The sequence below is a fragment of the Parendozoicomonas sp. 209JJ7-1 genome (genome assembly GCF_058147085.1).
In genome coordinates this window covers 1-18,839 of sequence record NZ_JBYVJU010000014.1, presented here as the reverse complement: position 1 = coordinate 18,839, position 18,839 = coordinate 1, and the positions used below count along the sequence as shown (strand labels likewise).

Here is an 18,839-nt window from a genome sequence, read left to right as displayed (position 1 = left end):
TATCTATTGCCATTTTGCCTGTTATTTTCAGGGACTTTCTTAACCCATCAGATTGGCAACAAAAATCACCAGCACAGCCGCAGGGGCAATCACCCGGCACAGCGCACGCCACAGGTTAAACCAGACAGTGGACAGATTAAGCTCCTTATAAATATGGGAACGTTTCATAATCCAGCCGGAAAAAACCGCAATCAGCAATCCACCCAGAGGCAGGGTGATATTGGCAGTGATGTAATCAACCGTTTCAAAGAACGTCATACCAAACAGGGTGACATCAGACCACTCGTTAAACGACAGCACTGTACCCAGGCCAAATGCCCATACCAGCAGGCAGTAAACCACCGTGGCAGCCACACGACCAACCGGGAAACGTTCAACAATCCAGGCCACAACAGGCTCCACCATAGAGATGGAAGAACTCAGGGCCGCCAGAACAACCAGCAGGAAGAACAGACCACCGAAAAACTGGCCGCCCGGCAGGTTGGCAAAAGCCGTTGTCAGGGAAACAAACAACAGACCCGGCCCGGCACCCGGCTCCATACCGTTAGCAAACACAAGCGGGAAGATCGCCAGACCAGCAATCAGGGCAATAGCCGTATCCAGCAGCGCTACAGCACCAACCGTACGGGCGATGGAAGCCTTTTTCGGCATGTAAGCGCCGTAAGCCATAATCGCTCCCATACCCAGACTCAGTGTAAAGAAGGAATGCCCCATGGCCGAAAGTACGGCTTCCCAGGTCATATCATCGGGATTGAAAGAAAACAGGAAGGTCACACCTTCCATAAAGTGTCCGGACTCAAGGGCGCTGTAACCCAGCAGAGCCAGCAGAAGAATAAACAGGCCCGGCATCATTACCCGAACGCTGTTTTCCAGCCCTTTATGAATACCGCGGGCAATAACCAGAGCAGTCAGGGCCATAAACACCCCGTGCCAGAGGGTCATCTTGACCGGGTCTGACGTCAGCGCATCAAAGCTCGCACCAATCTCAGCAACTGTCATTCCCTGGAAGGAACCGGAGATCACATCAATGGTGTAGGCAATGCTCCAGCCTGCGATCACGCTGTAGAACGAGAGGATCAGGAAACCACTTAAGGCTCCCAGCCAGCCAACCAGCCCCCAGGCCGAAGAAGCTTCTGCGGAGCGGGCCAGTTCCCGCATACTGTTGATCGGGCTATGGCGCCCATGGCGACCAAGAGCAGCCTCAGCCATCATAATCGGCACACCGATAAGCGCTATGCAGACCAGATAGGTGATAACAAATGCCCCGCCTCCGTTCACACCTGTCATGTAGGGAAATTTCCACATATTCCCCAGCCCTATAGCAGAGCCAGCTGCAGCCAGAACAAATGTCCAGCGATGGGTCCATGTTTGCGCAGAGGGTGCCGCTTGCTGTTCGGCCATGAAAATCCTCGAAGAATTCTTAAAAACTGGAATAAAATCAATGAAAAAGCGCAGGGACAACCGAACATTGCGCTGCGGCCCATTTTATCTGTTTACTTATAAGGTACAACTACTAATCCGATACCCGCTTCCGTAGCTCGGATATTTCATAAATTGCCCCGAAGATCACGTCGGGCCTTGTTACTCTAAGGTGTTTGTCGCAGAAGCGCCCGGTGAACTGAGTCAAACCTCCTTAGAGCGGCAGGGAACAAGCGAGATCGGGAGCATGTTTATGAAATATCCGGGGTAGAGTCGGTTCTTTAAACACCCGACACATGGCATTTGATGAACAGGCAAGTATAATTCCCGAGCATTATGGCTAAGAAATCAAAAAAGCCTGGAGGCGACTCCAGTATCGTCGTGAACAGGAAAGCGCGTCACGACTATCACCTCGAAGAAACATTTGAAGCGGGCATTGCCCTCAGCGGATGGGAAGTGAAAAGCCTCCGGCAGGGCAAAATCCAGCTGGTAGACAGCTATGTTCTCCTGAAAAACGGTGAGGCTTGGCTGATAGGCGCTCAAATCACTCCGCTGCCGACGGCTTCCACCCACGTGATTGCCGACCCCCGCCGTGACCGCAAACTGCTGCTGCACAGGCGGGAGCTGGCCAAACTCTTCGCAGAAACCCAACAGGCCGGCAAAACCTGCGTGTGTACGAAACTCTACTGGAAGCAGCACCTGATAAAAGCCCAGGTCTGCCTCGCCAAAGGTAAGAAAGAGTTCGATAAGCGCGCCACGACCAAAGAGCGGGAATGGAATATCGAAAAACAGCGGGTTCTTGGTCGCGGTTAACGATACCACCAAACCATTCACACCATACATAAGGAGCCAGATGGCTCCTTTTTTCATGGAAAATTCATGATACCGTAGCCTTTTAAGTATCTATCGCAAAATTTTCTATTGACCCGGCCCCGTCCTGTTCATTTAGAATAAGCGTCAGCGTTAAGGTTTCGGCCTGCCGGGGGCGATTAGGATTCGACGACGGTGACGAAACCCGAGGTGCATGTCGAGTGCGTAACAGTTCTCGTTAAAAAAATTGTTACACGTTATTTAGTTGCCAACGACGACAACTACCAAGGAGCCCTGGCCGCTTAAAACCGGTCTGCTCCCGATCACTCTGGCTTTTCTGTTGGCTGGTACTGATCGCAACTTTAAACAGAATCGCTGCCTCCTGCGGGCCTGACGCAGGACAGCTAAAACTTTCCAGGATCGCTCTGTTAATCCCGCCTGCCGGATCGTTCAGAGTTAAATCAAAGGCAGTTCTAAGCATGTAGAGCCAAGGGCAGAGTGCCGGCGGACGGGGGTTCAAATCCCCCCGCCTCCACCAAACCTCAAAAGGCTGGAAACGTCTCTAAACGTTCCCAGCCTTTTTTATTACCCGTAATTCAGGGCCTTACGCGCCCTAGCCCAACAGCCTCAGAACGCCTGGCACCGTTTCAACCAACCCCACATTTGACCCACAAGCCCTTTAAGGAACACAGAAAGCCTCTGGCACTCCTCTTCTAATGCCTCTCGAGAACTAGGTTTTGCCTCTTAGGGAAATGGCTAGGGCGTTACTTCTTCGCGGGTATTCGTAGACAAGGTGAACAGTTTTTGTGGGCGATAAACATCAACAGAGTCTTCTAACCAGCCGCCGTAATGACGGTTAATCATCTCGATGCCGGTATGCCCCATCTGGTTGGCTAGCCACCAGATATTCTCATTGTTCTTAATCATGATGTGGGCGTAAGTGTGGCGAGTTTGATAAGGGTTTCGATAGCGTACTCCGCAGCGTTTGATAGCAGGCTGCCACCCTATCTTTCTGAGCTGTGCATCCCCCTGCCAGGGTTTATTGTGGTGCGGATTGTGAAAAACATACTCACCTAACAAAAAGGTATGGACCTTCTGTTTTTGCAAGGCTTCAAGAGCCGGGTCCAGCAGAAGAACCTGTCGCTCTGCCACACCTTTACCTGCGGTTTTCAGAGGCTGCCTTTTACCATCTACAAAGGCTTCATCCACCAGCAACTTACGATTAACAAAATCCACCTTGTCCCAGGTCAGACCAATCAGTTCACTGGTTCGCAGACCGGTATAAAAAGCCAACTGGAAGATATTCCGCACCTGCCCAGTCATCGCTGATAGTAATGTCTCCCGCTCTTTAGCGGAGAAAGGATCTGGTTTGTAGCGACTGATGCGTGATTCCACCGCAACAATATTATTCAGCACAATCTTTCTGACCGGGTTCTGCTGTATGGCTTCATCCAACACCGCATCATCAAGCGCTTGTCTCAGAGGTGAAAGTTCATTGGAGATGGTCTTTCTGCTGGTGGACAGACTCTTTTCATAGACCCAGTCTCGCACCCTCCCCGCATTGAGTTCGCGTACCGGCATAGCTCCCCAAAGCGGAATTAATTCATTCTCAAATAGGCGCTTGTACTTGCGGTAAGTCACCGAGCGCACTTTGGATTTGGAACGGAGCAGGAAACTAGTGAGGTATTCACCCACAGTTTTGGTATGGGAGGCCAGCCCCAGTTTTTGAAGGAAAATGGATTCAGGAAAGTAAGCCGCCAGATCAAAATGGTTTCTGGCGATATCCTCTTTAATGCGGGATAACAATGCCATCGCACTGTTCACATCTTTCTGGATAGCTCGAAGAAACTGCTGTCTCGCCACCTTGCCCGCATCAACTGGGATGGGTCTATTGATGAATGTTTCGCGTATTCGAACACCGCGATAAACAAACAAAACCCTGACGGTCACTGATGTCGGAAACTGACGAATTTCTATACCGCGAGGGCGATTTATTTCAGATAAGTCCACACCTGTTCTCGCTATTGTCGCGGCTGAGGCTGACTCCTTTCTGCCCAGCTATTCACCGCTTCCAGGTTAATCCAGGTCGCGCCGTCCCCAGCTACGCGATACTCACGGTTTTCCCGCCAGATTCCCTTGGCCTTTTTGCGATAAAAGGCATCCTTGGTATCGCCGGAGATGGCGTAGTACTGTTTTAATTTTACCCATTTCAACATGCCATTTACCTCATAGCACCCTGTTCAAATCATCCGCCCCGGCAACATCTCCCAGGACTTCCCCACTTTCCATATCAACAACCACTCCGCCATCGCCGTCTTTCAGCAATGCATCATTACCCTGCGATTCTCCTCTTTCGATTTGTTCATCCAGATTCGCTGCCTGCTGCGCTTCAACCGAAACAGGCAGGTATTTGAACATGCGACGAATCACCGTTTTCCGGCCCATCTCGTCAAAGTCGGTCTGCCACGGCCCGTCCTCCCCAGCCTTCGACCGCTGCCGTATAGCCTCTATGGCCTTCAGCGGCATCCATTCAATATGAGAAGCGCCACCTTTCAAGTGTGCGACCCCATAAAAGCCGATTACTCCCCCAGCGTCTCCGGAAAGGGCTGGGCTATGGTGAATAGCGGCCTGAGTACCGTACTGAATCTGGAACTCGTCCTGTTCATACACTGCCCGGGCTTCGATATTGGTTATCTCGCCGGAACGCCGGGCCAGTACCAACATGCCCCGGTAGCCGAGCATGAACTGGCACTCCAGTTTCTGGGCTTTGCGGTTATAGAAAGGGATGAGGTAGCAGTAGCCGAGCACATTACCCGGCTCCAGCCCCAACTGCGCCGACTGGATCACCGAGCCAAGAATGGACATATGAGTGCACTCTCTGAGCTTTGGTGTGCGGCGCAGTTCGGTCATTACCACTGAGAGCAATCGCTCCGGTGTTAATGGCGTCTGCAGCAGCGACTGGGCTATGGTGTTTTTCTTGCTGACAAACAGGTCTTTAATAGTGGCCTGTCGTACATCCGGTTTCTCCGGACGGTCTTCGGTCTTTGAGGGTGTTTTCTGTCGCGGCATATCAGAGTCCTTTCTGCTTTAGCCAGCTGGGGAGTTCTACGGTGACAAAGTCATCAGAATAGGAAGGCCAGAGATCGTTGTTGCGGCATTCGGCAAAAGTGGTGAGATATTCGGTGTAGGCTTCCAGTCCGGCCTGTAGCATCACAGGGCTGGCCACATAGAGGCCGATGGCATAAGGCGGTTCTTTCTCTATCGCTAGCCAGGCAAATGATGTGGCCTTCAGTCCTGCTGCACGACATCCGGCCAGATACATAGCCGCACTGATATGGTAGCCGTATTTATAGATATCTCTCTGGAAGGCATCGAGGCGGGCATCGGTGGTGGTTTTCAGGTCAAAGACCACGCCCAGATCTTCTCGATAATAATCCAGTCGGGCACGGCAACGTTCGCCGGTATTGTTGTCATCCCAGACGATGGAGCGTTCAGACACGCCGCCGGTAAATACCTTTCGCGCCTTGCTGTGATCGGCGACCGAAGCCATAACCCCCTGACAAATCTCCCAGTCAGTCTCTGAGATCAGTTGCTTTCCGGCAGCATGCGCTTCGACAAGGTCATCCCAGAACTGCACATCACCGGCAGTCTCCTGAATCCTTTTCTTCAGTACCGCCTTAGTGCCTGATACCGGAAGGCCAAGGGTTTCGCAGCAGGATTTATAATCCTCTGCTTTATCCAGAGCATCAGGGTATTCACTCTTGTTCAGCGGTGGAGCGAAGACTTTCTGAAACCGATCAGGCTCCAGTACACAAGCATGAAGAAGGCGGCCCAAAGTGAGTGTGCGTGTTGTTTTACCTCGCTCCCCAATCCAGCGGGCCTGGCAATGTTTGGGGGAGCGACGCATCTCCTTTAGAACAGTGGAAGAGGCCGACGGATCAGCGTGATAGTGTTCTTCCGGCAGGTTGTCGTAAATCCCGGTATCCAGAACGACTGGATGGGCAGTGTCAGGCAGTTGTGACGCCATAGTTGTCTCCTCAATTCATCATTGGTCAGCGCATTGTTCGCAAATGCGTAACCTATGACCGTTATTGCGTACAACAGGGTCAAAAAAAGACAGCGGCTCGGTCTGGGCAGCTGTCAGGATCTGTCTTTACTGCTTGGGAATATCCGGGTTAGCGGTAAATCTCTCCCCGGAAAATCACCATGCCAAACAAAGTCACTTTATCCAGGGTGTCATCGTTCTCGGAACAAGGCAGGCTGATACTGCACTCTTCCGTCGCGGTAAGTGATACAGGCACCAGACGACGATCCGCCGGTACATTCTCATTGGTGGTCTTGATATAGGTGGTCACCCCATCAGAGATCAACTGTCGCAGCATCAGCACATTGCCGTACAGGCAGAGCGCAAAACAGCCGTCGATATATTCACAGCGGGGGTCTACATAAATCACTTCATCTTCCTGGATGCGGGCCGTGGCCTGCATGGCATTCACATGCACACAGAAAGAACGCTCGGAATGATCCACCGGGCAGCGATGAATCATATCGATCATTGGAGGTTCAAAGTCTGGGTCATTGGCAAGACTGGTCAGGGTAGACCAGCTATACAGCGGAAGAGGTGCGCCCTGATGAATAATAGTGACGCCTTCACCACTGATAGAGCCCACACCACGCTCAAGCCAACGGGCATCAACATTGAGAATATCTGCAATTGTCAGTAAATAACGAGTGCTTTTGTTCTTGCCGGATTCCAGATCATTAATGGTCGACTGTGAGGTGGGGATACTTGCCGCCAGCTCTTTCTGGGACATATTCCGCTCACCGCGAGCCTGCTTTATGCGAGCCCCTAATCCTTCCATTCCCATTGCCTTTTATTATTTCCATGTCTAACGCCTAAATCAGGTGCGCCTTAGGCGTCACCTGCATTTACTTGTTAGCTGCACTGATCATTATTTGTTCAGGAGCAATACCATAACACCATTGCTCCGCTGTTTATCTAAATAATTCGTAAAACCAAATCAGCAGCATAAATATTACCGTATATCCTTTATTGAAAAACTGCAAAACGATACCCGAAGAAATATGGATGTTGATCCCGTTTTCTGGACTATTGCACAAAAACAAAACCTCACCGTGCAGGAACGACTGGCTTTACTGTGCATGGTGAAAGCCGCAAACACTGATTGTGTTTGCAGTGGCAGTGCATCCTCATTTGGAAAAATGTGGGCTATGTCAAAGTCCGCCGCTCACCGGTTACTACAGCAACTGCTAAATAAGAAATTACTCATATCAATATCGCGAGAACATCACTCTTCAAGCATTCGACATTTCAAAATTGCTCTAGAGCATGCTTGGGAGAATACCCATCCCGTATCAGGGACGGATCGTCCCGATAGTGGGAAAAAACGTCCCGATTTCGGGACGGAAACATCTACACATCAAAACAAAGAACGTCCCGAAAATGGGACGCACCATCCCGGAATCGGGACGAGTCATCCCGAACCTGAAACGATTCGTCCCGATAGCGGGATGAAATCAACAAAAACAGGCTCTCTCTTATATAAGGGAAATAAAGAATTTAATAAAAAGAGAGAAAAGAGAAAAAACAAATGCCCCTACCCTAAGGATTTTTCCCTTAGCGAAGATATGCACCGCTGGTATCAGCAAAATACGAGTTTCATTCTTCCCATTGAGCAGGCCACCGAAACATGGGCCGACAGCATGCAAGCCAAAGGTTTCACCTATGTCGACTGGAAGGCCGCCTGGCGCAATGGCATGAAAAACCAGAACAAATGGGAAACCGAACGCCGCCAACGGAATCAAAAACCATCAGGGACAAGCCTCCATGAGCAAGACATTGCCCGCATCATTCGAGAAGACCAAATGCGATTCTGATTACAGCCTGTATTACCGCTACGCTGAACGCCTCTATGCACGGATGGGAATTATCTACGGCCACCTCTGGACCAGTCGTTGCAAGACGGAAGAGTCATTAAAACTGGCAAAGCACGAATGGGCCGAGGCCCTGATGCAGGCCCGGCTTACGCCGCAGCAGATTGGCCAGACCATTGAGACCTGCCGCAACAAAGTGGAGCAGCCTCCCAGTATTGCGTTGTTCCTGAGATTATCGAAACCCGAGAACAGAATACCCGCCCATCTACCCTACAAATCCAAGCCTGTGATGAACCTGAACAAGCAACAACGAGAACGCAAACTCAAAACAGCTCAGGAAGCCCTCGACAACCTGAAGCAATTATTAGACGACAATAACAAAACCCTTTAACGGCAAGACCTTATTCCTACTGGTTGTTTTCTTCAAAAATGGGAACTTCATTGCATCTCTCACAAGAGTTCTCGCTTGTTAAATTCGTTATAACGAATCACAATTTACGCAATAACAATATTTTTTATCGTCATACTTTGACAAGGGGAGGCATAGCGTATTAGTGTGAAAAATAGAACTCACATCAGGAGTGAACGCACAGGGACGCGCTGCATGAGCCTCAATACTTTTCAAAAAATCAAAGAAGCTCTTCAAAAACAGAACGGACTCACAGTACCCGAAATCTCAATAGAAACCGGATTATCCCGTTATCAAACGGCCTTGTCTCTTGAGCAGATGGGAAATGAGAAACAGGTTCAGGAAGGCGAAACAAGATCTTGCACAATCTCCGATCATGCGGTTTCAACATGGTGGCTTAACGCCTGATGAAAACGGAAGCGGATATTATTCAAGCCATTGGCCGGGACAAGGCGACACTGCTGGAACAACGATTCGGTGCACGCCGGATTTATATTCCCAGAACCATGTCGCCTGATTCCGAGATTCTGGCCTGCGTGGGCGAGGAAGCCGCTGCACAGTTATCCGCAGCCTTCGGCGGTATGCAGATCTACATTCCCACCACCCTGGCAATGATTGCCCGCAACAACGCCATTATTGAAGACCATATCAACGGCGCTCCGTCCGGTGAAATTGCCAGCCGTTATGGTCTGGGTGCCCGCACAGTTCGCAAGATCTGTCAGGGACAACCGCGAAACAGGAGGCGCTATGGACGAGCGCATTCGCGATGTGGAGCAGGACATAGCGGTAATGCAGCACCGCATCGCGACACTGGAAACCACCCCGCCCCGGGTGAATATGCTGGAGAACAGTGTCACTGAGCTACAGACACAGGTTGAAAACATCTCCACCAATATCGGTGATATCAAACAATCCGGAGAGCAGTTGCACAGGGACGTCAGCAGCCTGCGGATAGAAGTCAGAAAGCTGTTCACTATCGGAGCCACAGTCGCGGTGATCGCCAGCTTGCTGGTGGCCGGAGTCAAGCTGTACGAGTCATGGCTGTCGATTGAGATCAAGACAGACGCGAGGGAATGGAAGCATGAGTCTGGTCGCACTGATTCGCGGATACCGTAATCATAATCCCGGCAATATCCGCCATGGAGAACAGTGGCAGGGGTTGTCTGAGCAACAGCCCGATAAAAGCTTCTGCCATTTCATCTCACCGGAATTCGGCATTCGGGCCATGGCCCGCACCCTGCGGACTTATCATCTTAAACACCGCCTCAATTCTGTACGGGTGATTATCAACCGCTGGGCTCCCCCTTCAGAAAACAATACTGAGTCGTATGTTCAGGCGGTCTCAGGCTTTACCGGCCTGTCACCAGACACACCCTTCCCCGGTGGCATTGAACCGGTGATGAAAGGACTGGTGAAAAGCATTATCCACCACGAGCTGGGCTGCCAACCTTACAGCGATGAACTAATCGACCTGGGGATTCGCTGGGAACGGGATGGCGTGCCCTTCAGTGTGAAGGAGCAACTCTCATGATTGGGGAGTGGCTGGGTAAGGTTACCAACACCCTGACAGCAGGATTACCACAGGTGATCTACCAGGCGGTGACCGACTACTTTCCTCCGGATATGTCCGAGGAAAAACGGGAAAACCTGCGCCTGAAGCTGGAACAAATCGTGTCGCAGCGGAAAAACCAGGCCCACCAGCACTCTCTGGCAGCGGAACAGGCCCTGACTGAACGTATTAAAAGCCTTGAAGGCACTGCCGGTGACCTGAAAGCCATTCCGGTCATTGGCCATCTGCTGATTTTTGCCCGTGGTTGCCAGCGTCCGGTCTGGGGCTTTTTCACCCTCTATCTGGACTGGAAGTGGTTCTCCGAGTGGACGCTGAATACCCAGCAACAGTCTGCGCTGATCGCTATCAACCTGTTGGTGCTTGGCTTTCTGTTTGGTGAACGAGCAGTGAAGAATATTGCGCCCTATGTGATTCATGCCCTGAAAGCCAAAGGGGGTAGCCTGTGAATAAACACGACGACTCCCTGCTTATCGACACCTTATCCACAAACAAGCGCTCCTCAGACAAGCTCTCCTGTGAGCAGAAAGCCGAAAAGCTCGCCGCGAAATACAAGAAGCAGGATCTGGCTGAACTGGCCTATGTACTGGATTTTGATATCGGCTGCCTGCTGGGGACGATGGATGCCGCCATCAGTTATCTCGAATCCGGCCAGCCACAAAAAGCGCTCGATGTGATTCGCACTGCCCACAGCACCTACGGCCACCAGCAACTCGCCCGCCGCAGATATTGGAGACTCGAACCTTGAACAGCAATCACGCTCACCACACTCACAACCACCACAGTATGAAATGTCTGGAGTGCCGCAAGCCCCTCACCCACGAAGAGTTTGCCTACTACAAATACCGTTGCTTTGAGTGTGAGTCAGCCTGGCATAACCGTGTGGAAGAGTGGCGCAGCGGCAAACAGGACAAAGAGCTCGACCGGCTGTTCAGTCGCAGTGCCAATACAACGCTGCACTGATCCACTCCTAACCGAGCAAGGACGCGACCATGGGACACTGGCAAGACAGGATTATTGGGCAAGGCACCGAAAGCCCCGACCAGTTACTGGCCAATCCCTTTAACTGGCGCAAGCACCCCAAAACCCAACAAGCTGCATTGAAAGGTGCATTGAATGAAATTGGCTGGATACAACAAGTCATTGTTAATAAAACCACCGGTCATCTGGTAGATGGGCATCTTCGGGTCGAGCTGGCCCAGAGCGAAGGGGAAGACGATGTACCGGTACTCTATGTGGAGCTGAGTGAGGAAGAAGAACAGAAGGCCCTCGCCACTCTCGACCCAATCTCCGCACTGGCCACTACCGACCGGAAAATGCTGGATGAACTGATTCTCTCCCTTGATGTAGATGACCAGGATTTCGCAGCTCTGCTGGATAACCTGACGTCACAAGATGCGCTCAATACCGTCGCAGAAGGTTTGGGTGATGAAAATATCGTATCAGGCCCACAGGATTCATCTGTTACCCAGCCCGGTGATATCTGGCAGCTCGGCGATCATCGACTGATGTGCGGCGATGGCACCAGCAAAGAAGACGTCAGCCTTTTAATGGATAACCAGCAAGCCGATATGTGCTGGACCGACCCGCCCTATAACGTCAGCTATGAAGGCAAGACCAGTGATGCCCTGACCATCAACAACGACAGTATGGGCGACGAACAGTTTTACCTGTTTCTGCTGGCGTATTTTTCCCGCCTTTGTGAAGTACTCAAACCCGGCGGCCCTATCTATGTAGCCCATGCCGATACCGAAGGGCTGAATTTTCGCCAGAGCCTGAAAGCCGCAGGCTTTGAACTGAAGCAATGCCTGGTTTGGGTAAAAAACACCTCGGTTATGGGCAGGCAGGATTACCACTGGCAGCACGAACCCATTCTCTATGGCTGGAAGCCCGGAGCCGCTCACTGCTGGTATGGCGAGCGGGACAAAAAGACTGTGATTCATGCCGACAAACCCAGCGCCAGCCGGGAACACCCCACTATGAAACCGATCGCTTTAATCGAGCAGATGATTCGCAACAGCAGCAAAACCGGTGATCTGGTGGTGGATTTCTGCGGTGGCTCCGGGAGCACACTCATCACCAGCCATAAGTATCAGCGCCGGTGCTGCACTATGGAGATTGATCCGAAATACTGTGATGTCATTATTCGGCGCTGGCAGGAGTTTACCGGCGAACAGGCCATCCATAGCGAGACCAGAGAGAGCTTTCAGGATAGAGATAAAGCCGGGACATATAGAGGTGGGACATGAGCCGTTCCCAGCAGCAGCTCAATGCCAAGCAAAAAGCCCTGGAATCGGTGCAATACCGACGGGCCGGACTGTCCTACCGGGAGATAGCGTCCCAGCTGGGGATTTCCAAGTCAGCGGCCCATCGTTATGTCACCCGCGCCCTGCAGGAGCTGGAAGAAAAACTCGGCGAAAGCACCCGTCATCTGCGCTCACTGGAACTGGACCGGCTCGACAATTTACAGCGGGCACTCTGGAGTGATGCCATGCGTGGCAACCCGCAGTCTGTGGATAAAATCCTGAAGGTGATGGATCACCGGGCCAAACTGGCCGGGCTTTACTCTCCCAGCAAAATCGCCCCTACCGACCCAACCGGCGAGACCGAAGCCGGTTCAGGTATTTATCTGCTGCCCGCCACCCTTTCCCCCGAAGAGTGGTTATCTCAATACGGCTCTGGCCATCCGCCACAAGATGATTAATGTCATCGGCTCCCGTTACCTGGTCACCCCAGCCCGGCCCGCAGACCTCCCTGCTGCAATGCCCATTCGAGGATATTCTCTACGGCGGTGCCCGAGGCGGCGGCAAAACCGACGGCTTTCTCGGCAAATGGCTGAAGCGCTCCCAGACCTACGGCCCCCACTGCAAGGGTTTGTTTATCCGTCGCAGTATGCCGGAGCTGGATGAAGTGATTGCCCGCAGCTTCGAACTGTTTGAGCCGACAGGTGCCGTGTTTAAAACCCAGAAATCCACCTGGGTGATGCCCGGTGGAGCCAACCTGCGACTGCGCTCTCTTCAAAGGGATGCTGATGCGGGCAAGTACCAGGGGCACTCCTACACCGACTTATATATTGATGAAGGGGGCAATTTTCCCGACTCCGCCCCTATCGATAAACTGCAGGCCACCCTGCGTAACCCTTATGGTATTCCCAGCACCTTTAATATCTCCGCCAACCCCGGCGGCCCCGGCCATGAATGGTTGAAGAAGCGCTATATCGACCCAGCTCCACAAGGCATGTGTCCGGTAGAGGATGATGCCAGTGGCGATCTCCGTATCTATATCCCCAGCCGGTTGGAAGATAACCCGCTGCTGCTCAGGAACGATCCGAAATACCGTAACCGCCTGAAGAAGTCCGGCCCACCCTGGCTGGTGCAGGCGTGGCTAATGGGTGACTGGAATGCCACACCGGAAGGTGGCCTGATCAAAGCCCAGTGGTTCCAGCGCTACAACACCCTGCCCGTGGAGTTTCTCCGCATCGTGCAGAGCTGGGATACAGCCTACAAACCTGAGCAGATACACGACCCATCGGTTTGCACCACATGGGGCGAAACCCGGCGCGGCTGGTATCTGCTAGATGTGTTCCGGGAACGAATGGAGTACCCGGCCCTGAAACGAGCCGTCACCAGCCTCTACACAGCATGGCAACCACAGGCGGTGCTGATAGAAGACAAAGGCAGCGGACAGTCACTGATTCAGGAACTGCGGGAAGGTGTTCAGCAGAACGGTCCTAAACTGGTATGCCCGGTTATTCCCATCGACCCGAAAGGTGTAAACAAAGTTGACCGGCTTATTGCTGTCTCCAGCCTGTTTGAAGCAGGCATGGTGTATCTACCGGAATCCGCCCCCTGGCTGCTGGATTATGAGCTGGAACTGACCATATTCCCCCTTGCTCCCCACGACGACCAGGTCGATAGCACCAGCCAGTTTCTCTCCTGGGCACACGCCCACCAAGCCAGCTTCAATTATGCCGCCACCGGACAGAAGCGCGTCGGTGCTGTCGCCTATGAGATGCAAGACACCAAACAACAAATCAGGGATGACCAGGCCTATGGCGTAGTGAAAGGCCCCGCAGATTTCAGAGGATACTGAACATGGATAAAAACAAACCCACCTTCAGGGAGATTGCCAAAGCCGACCACGGCATCCAAATGGCACAAGCCTACAGCGCCATGCTGCTGGAGAACCCCGACTCGGTACTGAACCAGCGCGGAAGAGACCTGCGCATCTACAACGAGATCCTGCGGGATGATCAGGTAAAAAGCACCTTCCAGCAGCGCAGGCTGGCAGTCACCTCCTGCGAATGGGATGTGGAGCCCGCCAGTGAATCGGCTGTGGATAAACAGGCCGCTGCTTTTATTAAGGAGCAGCTGGAACATATCTCCTTCGACGATATCACCGACAAGATGCTCTACAGCGTGTTCTTCGGTTATGGCGTGGCCGAATGCCTATGGGCCACCGACGGCAGCCGCATAGTGCTGGATACCATCAAGGTACGGGAGCGCTCCCGGTTTGTGTTTGACCTGAAATTTAACCTGCGTCTAATTGCCCAGAACAAGCCCAATGGCATACTGCTGCCCAAAAGAAAGTTCTGGGTCTTTGCCACCGGGCAGGATCATGCCGACAACCCTTATGGTCTGGGGCTGGCGCACTATCTCTACTGGCCCGCCTTCTTTAAACGCAATGGCATCAAGTTCTGGCTGGTATTTCTGGAAAAATTCGGTTCCCCCACCGCTGTCGCCAAACTCCCCGCCGGACAAGCTGACGACCCCAAAGAGCGGGACAAAGCCCTGCAGGCCCTGAGCGCCATACAACAGGATAGCGGGCTGGTGATACCCGACAATGTTCTGATAGAACTGCTGGAAGCCGCACGCTCAGGTACAGCGGATTACGATGCTCTCTGTGACCGTATGGATGCTGCAATTAGTAAAATCGTCCTGAGCCAGACCATGACCACCGATGATGGCAGCAGCCTCAGTCAGGCACAGGTACACCAGCAGGTGAAAGAGCATGTGATTAAGGCGGATGCCGACCTGCTGTGTGAGTCATTCAACAAACAAGTCATCACCTGGCTAACCGAGTGGAACTTCCCTGAAGCCAACCCACCCAAGGTCTGGCGCAAAACCGAGCCGGAAGAAGACCTGATGGAGAGGGCTGAGCGGGATAACAGAATTTCTCTGTTAGGGTATGAACCCACAGAAGAGTACATCCTCAACACCTACGGCGAAGGCTGGAAGAAGAAAGAAGCAGCGCCACTCCCTCCTTCTGGCCAGGGCGCACCACCGCTGCCAAAAGAGTTTTCAGAGATCACACCGCTTACCCAAAAACGAGCAGCCCTAAGAGCCGACCAGCAAAGTCTGGCAGATGCCTCAGAATACTTATCCACAAAATATGATGAACTCTATGGTGACCGGGTCAGGCAGCTGCTGGAAGAACTCGATAAAACCGAATCCCTCGCTCTGTTTGAAGAGAAGGTGCAGCAGTTTTTGGAGCTAGAAGAGCCGCTTAAACCCCATACAGTGGAGTCATTCCAGAAAGCTAACTTTGTAGGCCGCTTGATGGGACTGCTTCGCGGACAACGGGACTGAGGAGCAAAGCGCTGTGGCAATCCGCATCTATAACTTCTTTGAAGCCAGTGTCGTCTTTGATCTGGCTCCTCTACAGGCCATTAAACACTTTATCGCTAAAGGCCTTCGCCCCACCTTTGCGTGGCAGGAGATGATTGCCGAGGAGCACGCTAAAGCATTCACCGTAGCTAAGATGATGGACACTGACTTATTGCGGTTTATTCAGGTTAAGGTACAGCAGGCTATTACCGATGGCTCTACGCTGGAGGAGTTCAGAGGACAGTTGATTCCAACGCTACAGAAAGCAGGCTGGTGGGGAAAAAAGGATGTTGTTGACCCAGCTACAGGGAAAATAGTGAACGCACAGCTAGGCTCTGCCTCACGGCTACAGACCATATTTCGTACGAATATTCAGCATGCCTATGCAGCAGGTACCTGGCAGCAGATTCAGGTAAATAAACACACAGCTCCTTATCTAATGTATGACGCGGTGGATGATGACCGGGTGCGATCAGAGCATTTACAGTGGAATGGCAAGATGATTCCGGTAGATGACCCGTTTTGGGAGAAGCACTTTCCACCTAATGGATTTAATTGCCGATGTGGGGTGGTGCAGCTGGATAAAAAAGAGCTAAAAGCAGGGTTGCATCTCTCAATAACAACACAAATTAGATAGCCCACCTTTCTATAGAAACTACCAAATATCTAAGTTACTACACATCACAAGAACGAAAAGTAAATTATGAGTTGTGACTTATATCCGTAAAAAAAGTATGTTTGAATAAACACGCATTACAAGATCCTTCTAATTCCCCTATCGCACTAAGCACATACGGACCAATAGGGAGGAGGAGGCGGTAGCGTGCAAAAAAGAAAATACGCATATACTTCCAAGAGAATTGTCAATTACAAGCCCCGAATCCCTAAGATCATGCGCCTATACCCCAGATATAGCCGGGGCTCAATCTGTGGATAACCACCACATATTGGCCCTCTCCAAGTGACACTAGACTCTCAAAACAAACAAAAACTGACTGGATGACTAAGTCTACATATGATGACAAGGGGTCGTTAACGCCCCGTCAGACCAAACCAGCCCCATAAAACGTCATGAAACTACTCCCATTGTCAGCATTAATCAGATACAAGTAATTCCTTATTATAAGCAAGCTATGTCATCACAGATAATAAACGAATAAAAAATAATTTATGAATCCATATCAAGCGCTAGGCTTATTTATACTCATGCTCTTTTCAGTTCCGACGCAGGCTATTCCAACGTACGAATACGGGAGCGAAAATGAAGCTTCCAGGGCATGTAGTAGGGCCAAAGAAAAAATACAATCAGCATGGAAACACCCTCGCTATGTGCGATGTAACGGCGTTCTTCCAATATATTATTTAGAAGGAACGAGATACTGGGACGGAGGTCACTTTCGCTGGCTTGCTATCTATAAAGGGCGTGGATGCGCTACAGATAATTATCCAGACAAAACAGGACTGTGTCGAAAAATATCTATTGAAAAGAATTACGGCAAGAATCGATGCACAGCGGGCAATCCAATCACATTAACGACGGGTAATAAGTTTCATTATGAGACAGACTACAAGAACCCGACAACCAATCTTGAATTCACCCGCTACTATAACACTCAACAAAATCATTGGCTTGATACATACAGGCAATTTGTCTGGTTTTTTAGTCAGTCAAAGACTTCGGTAAAAGTTTCCAGAAAAGATGGAAAACGCTTTATTTTTAAGCTGAAAGACGGTGTATGGATTACAGATCCTGACGTTAAAATATCACTTGAACGCTTCTCTAACGGATGGCTTGTGACAACAGAGGACAACATCAAGGAAAGATATAACAGCAAAGGACGATTAATATCCATAACTAACAGTCAAGGGCAGAGTATAACCCTAACTCATGATGCAAGCCGCCAGCAGGGAGGTGATGATAACGATCTAACGCTTGATCGTGTTACTGACCACTTAGGTAATAGTCTCCACTTCTCATACGACGAAAAAAAACGCGTTTCCAAATTTATTGATCCAGACAATAATCAATATCTCTATGTTTACAATGATGATCACAAAATTACGTCAGTAACATTACCAACCAAAAAACAGCGCATCTATCACTACAACGAACCGGAGCATATCGAAGGCAACACCTCTCTCCCCCATGCCCTCACCGGTATAACCGACGAGCGCGGCAAGCGCTTTGCCACCTGGACCTACGATTCCCAAGGCCGGGCTACCTCCTCACAACACGCTGGCCAGGAAAAAGTCACTCTGGACTACACCCATATTGATGATGCCGATGATCCTCGTGTCACTGTCACCAATGCCTTGGGCAAAGAGACAACCTACCACTACACCACCATTCATGGCGTACGGAAGGTCACCCGTGTGGAAGGGCATCGCTCTGATAACTGTGCTGCAGCCAATCAATCCACAACCTATGATGTGAATGGCTTTCGGGACCTGGTCACTAACTGGGAAGGTGTGGTGACAGATTATGACCACAATAATCGCGGTTTGGAGATAAAAAGAACGGAAGCCAAGGGCACTCCCAATGAGCGGGTAATCACCACAGAGTGGCACTCCGAATTCCGTCTGCCCCTTAAAATCACCGAACCAGATCGGGTAATTGAGTTTACCTATGATGATAAGGGGCTTTTAACATCCCGTCGCACCAAGTCAAACTTATAATAAATGAGCCTTTATGTCTTTTGTCGAACATAACCAAAAACGCATTCCCCCCTCCTCTTTAGAGCACATTGGAGTAGCTATATGCCTTCCCCCTCCCAAAAAGAACTGAAAAAAAAGAAATCCACTCTTTTTCTAAACCCAACCTCACACCATAAATTTCACAATGTGACATATGCCATTTTTTCCACCTTGGCACTATCAATTATTTCCTTCGGATTAAAAGCAGAAGTTTTTACATGGAACATATATGCGCCATATAAAATATATGGCAAGGCCTCACCGGCTGAGGCTTGCAAAACTCTGCTTGTAAAATACGGAGTGGAAAACACTCTCATGCAAACTGGGTGGAATGGGAGATATTATTCTCATAGATGCAATTACACTTATGGGAATTACATAAATGTTTATAGATCTGGCAATTCATGCCCACAGGGAAAAATAGAACATGCCAAAACAG

The 18,839-nt window shown here is 50.9% G+C and carries 23 protein-coding genes and 1 other RNA gene; 18 read left to right on the top strand and 6 right to left on the bottom strand.

The features are described from left to right. Positions 1 to 39: 39 nt before the first annotated feature. Positions 40 to 1,401 carry a sodium-dependent transporter gene (locus ACY2RQ_RS14275; RefSeq protein ID WP_490113657.1) on the bottom strand — a complete coding sequence of 454 codons (1,362 nt, stop codon included), beginning with the start codon at positions 1,399 to 1,401 and terminating at the stop codon, positions 40 to 42. A 354-nt stretch (positions 1,402 to 1,755) separates the two neighbouring features. Between ACY2RQ_RS14275 and smpB the strand changes: the two genes are divergently transcribed. Together smpB and ssrA are read left to right on the top strand one after the other, a co-directional pair. After that, a complete protein-coding gene (smpB, locus tag ACY2RQ_RS14270; protein ID WP_490113656.1) occupies positions 1,756 to 2,232 on the top strand; it encodes an SsrA-binding protein SmpB in 477 nt (158 codons plus the stop codon). A gap of 168 nt (positions 2,233 to 2,400) precedes the next feature. Continuing rightward, positions 2,401 to 2,767: a transfer-messenger RNA gene (ssrA, locus tag ACY2RQ_RS14265) on the top strand. A gap of 218 nt (positions 2,768 to 2,985) precedes the next feature. Here ssrA and ACY2RQ_RS14260 read toward each other — a convergent pair. From ACY2RQ_RS14260 to ACY2RQ_RS14240, 5 genes are all read right to left on the bottom strand, one after another. Next, positions 2,986 to 4,239: a tyrosine-type recombinase/integrase gene (locus ACY2RQ_RS14260; protein ID WP_490113655.1), complete on the bottom strand. Its 1,254-nt coding sequence runs from the start codon at positions 4,237 to 4,239 to the stop codon at positions 2,986 to 2,988. Between the two features lie 11 nt (positions 4,240 to 4,250). Then, positions 4,251 to 4,445: an excisionase family protein gene (xisR, locus tag ACY2RQ_RS14255; RefSeq protein ID WP_490113654.1), complete on the bottom strand. Its 195-nt coding sequence runs from the start codon at positions 4,443 to 4,445 to the stop codon at positions 4,251 to 4,253. A gap of 10 nt (positions 4,446 to 4,455) precedes the next feature. Next, positions 4,456 to 5,298: a recombinase RecT gene (locus ACY2RQ_RS14250; RefSeq protein WP_490113653.1), complete on the bottom strand. Its 843-nt coding sequence runs from the start codon at positions 5,296 to 5,298 to the stop codon at positions 4,456 to 4,458. Between the two features lies 1 nt (position 5,299). Then, positions 5,300 to 6,256 (bottom strand): PD-(D/E)XK nuclease-like domain-containing protein, encoded by a 957-nt coding sequence (locus tag ACY2RQ_RS14245; RefSeq protein WP_490113652.1) that lies wholly within the window; start codon positions 6,254 to 6,256, stop codon positions 5,300 to 5,302. A gap of 148 nt (positions 6,257 to 6,404) precedes the next feature. Continuing rightward, positions 6,405 to 7,091 (bottom strand): helix-turn-helix domain-containing protein, encoded by a 687-nt coding sequence (locus tag ACY2RQ_RS14240; RefSeq protein WP_490113651.1) that lies wholly within the window; start codon positions 7,089 to 7,091, stop codon positions 6,405 to 6,407. A 223-nt stretch (positions 7,092 to 7,314) separates the two neighbouring features. On the opposite strand from ACY2RQ_RS14240, the gene ACY2RQ_RS14235 reads away from it, so the two are divergent. The 16 genes from ACY2RQ_RS14235 to ACY2RQ_RS14160 form a co-directional block, all read left to right on the top strand. Continuing rightward, positions 7,315 to 8,127: a hypothetical protein gene (locus ACY2RQ_RS14235; protein WP_490113650.1), complete on the top strand. Its 813-nt coding sequence runs from the start codon at positions 7,315 to 7,317 to the stop codon at positions 8,125 to 8,127. Further along, positions 8,078 to 8,515: a hypothetical protein gene (locus ACY2RQ_RS14230; protein ID WP_490113649.1), complete on the top strand. Its 438-nt coding sequence runs from the start codon at positions 8,078 to 8,080 to the stop codon at positions 8,513 to 8,515. Before ACY2RQ_RS14235 ends, ACY2RQ_RS14230 begins: the two co-directional genes overlap by 50 nt. 213 nt (positions 8,516 to 8,728) lie before the next feature. Then, entirely contained in the window at positions 8,729 to 8,941 is a 213-nt protein-coding gene (locus ACY2RQ_RS14225; protein WP_490113648.1) for a hypothetical protein, read from the top strand. After that, positions 8,941 to 9,393 carry a Mor transcription activator family protein gene (locus tag ACY2RQ_RS14220; protein WP_490113647.1) on the top strand — a complete coding sequence of 151 codons (453 nt, stop codon included), beginning with the start codon at positions 8,941 to 8,943 and terminating at the stop codon, positions 9,391 to 9,393. Before ACY2RQ_RS14225 ends, ACY2RQ_RS14220 begins: the two co-directional genes overlap by 1 nt. Beyond that, the gene (locus ACY2RQ_RS14215) at positions 9,371 to 9,649 is read left to right on the top strand and encodes a hypothetical protein (RefSeq protein WP_490113646.1); all 279 of its coding nucleotides are present in this window, start codon (positions 9,371 to 9,373) and stop codon (positions 9,647 to 9,649) included. Before ACY2RQ_RS14220 ends, ACY2RQ_RS14215 begins: the two co-directional genes overlap by 23 nt. Beyond that, positions 9,615 to 10,064: a structural protein gene (locus tag ACY2RQ_RS14210; RefSeq protein ID WP_490113645.1), complete on the top strand. Its 450-nt coding sequence runs from the start codon at positions 9,615 to 9,617 to the stop codon at positions 10,062 to 10,064. The genes ACY2RQ_RS14215 and ACY2RQ_RS14210 overlap by 35 nt, the downstream gene beginning before the upstream one ends. Then, positions 10,061 to 10,549 (top strand): hypothetical protein, encoded by a 489-nt coding sequence (locus ACY2RQ_RS14205; RefSeq protein WP_490113644.1) that lies wholly within the window; start codon positions 10,061 to 10,063, stop codon positions 10,547 to 10,549. Before ACY2RQ_RS14210 ends, ACY2RQ_RS14205 begins: the two co-directional genes overlap by 4 nt. Further along, entirely contained in the window at positions 10,546 to 10,848 is a 303-nt protein-coding gene (locus ACY2RQ_RS14200) for a hypothetical protein (RefSeq protein WP_490113643.1), read from the top strand. The genes ACY2RQ_RS14205 and ACY2RQ_RS14200 overlap by 4 nt, the downstream gene beginning before the upstream one ends. After that, positions 10,845 to 11,063, top strand: a complete 219-nt coding sequence (locus ACY2RQ_RS14195) for a hypothetical protein (RefSeq protein ID WP_490113642.1) — start codon at positions 10,845 to 10,847, stop codon at positions 11,061 to 11,063. The genes ACY2RQ_RS14200 and ACY2RQ_RS14195 overlap by 4 nt, the downstream gene beginning before the upstream one ends. A gap of 29 nt (positions 11,064 to 11,092) precedes the next feature. Next, positions 11,093 to 12,349, top strand: coding sequence for a DNA modification methylase (locus tag ACY2RQ_RS14190; RefSeq protein ID WP_490113641.1), 1,257 nt, complete (start codon positions 11,093 to 11,095; stop codon positions 12,347 to 12,349). Further along, on the top strand, positions 12,346 to 12,804 hold the full coding sequence (locus ACY2RQ_RS14185) for an RNA polymerase sigma factor (protein ID WP_490113640.1): 459 nt from the start codon (positions 12,346 to 12,348) through the stop codon (positions 12,802 to 12,804). Before ACY2RQ_RS14190 ends, ACY2RQ_RS14185 begins: the two co-directional genes overlap by 4 nt. After that, the gene (terL, locus tag ACY2RQ_RS14180) at positions 12,804 to 14,192 is read left to right on the top strand and encodes a phage terminase large subunit (RefSeq protein WP_490113639.1); all 1,389 of its coding nucleotides are present in this window, start codon (positions 12,804 to 12,806) and stop codon (positions 14,190 to 14,192) included. Before ACY2RQ_RS14185 ends, terL begins: the two co-directional genes overlap by 1 nt. A gap of 2 nt (positions 14,193 to 14,194) precedes the next feature. Further along, positions 14,195 to 15,688 (top strand): DUF935 domain-containing protein, encoded by a 1,494-nt coding sequence (locus ACY2RQ_RS14175; RefSeq protein ID WP_490113638.1) that lies wholly within the window; start codon positions 14,195 to 14,197, stop codon positions 15,686 to 15,688. 13 nt (positions 15,689 to 15,701) lie between these two features. After that, the gene (locus tag ACY2RQ_RS14170; RefSeq protein ID WP_490113637.1) at positions 15,702 to 16,343 is read left to right on the top strand and encodes a phage head morphogenesis protein; all 642 of its coding nucleotides are present in this window, start codon (positions 15,702 to 15,704) and stop codon (positions 16,341 to 16,343) included. Positions 16,344 to 16,876: 533 nt separating this feature from the next. Further along, a complete protein-coding gene (locus ACY2RQ_RS14165) occupies positions 16,877 to 18,382 on the top strand; it encodes a DUF6531 domain-containing protein (RefSeq protein ID WP_490113636.1) in 1,506 nt (501 codons plus the stop codon). An 81-nt stretch (positions 18,383 to 18,463) separates the two neighbouring features. Beyond that, positions 18,464 to 18,839 (top strand): hypothetical protein (locus ACY2RQ_RS14160; RefSeq protein WP_490113635.1); only part of this gene is annotated, 376 nt, incomplete at its 3' end.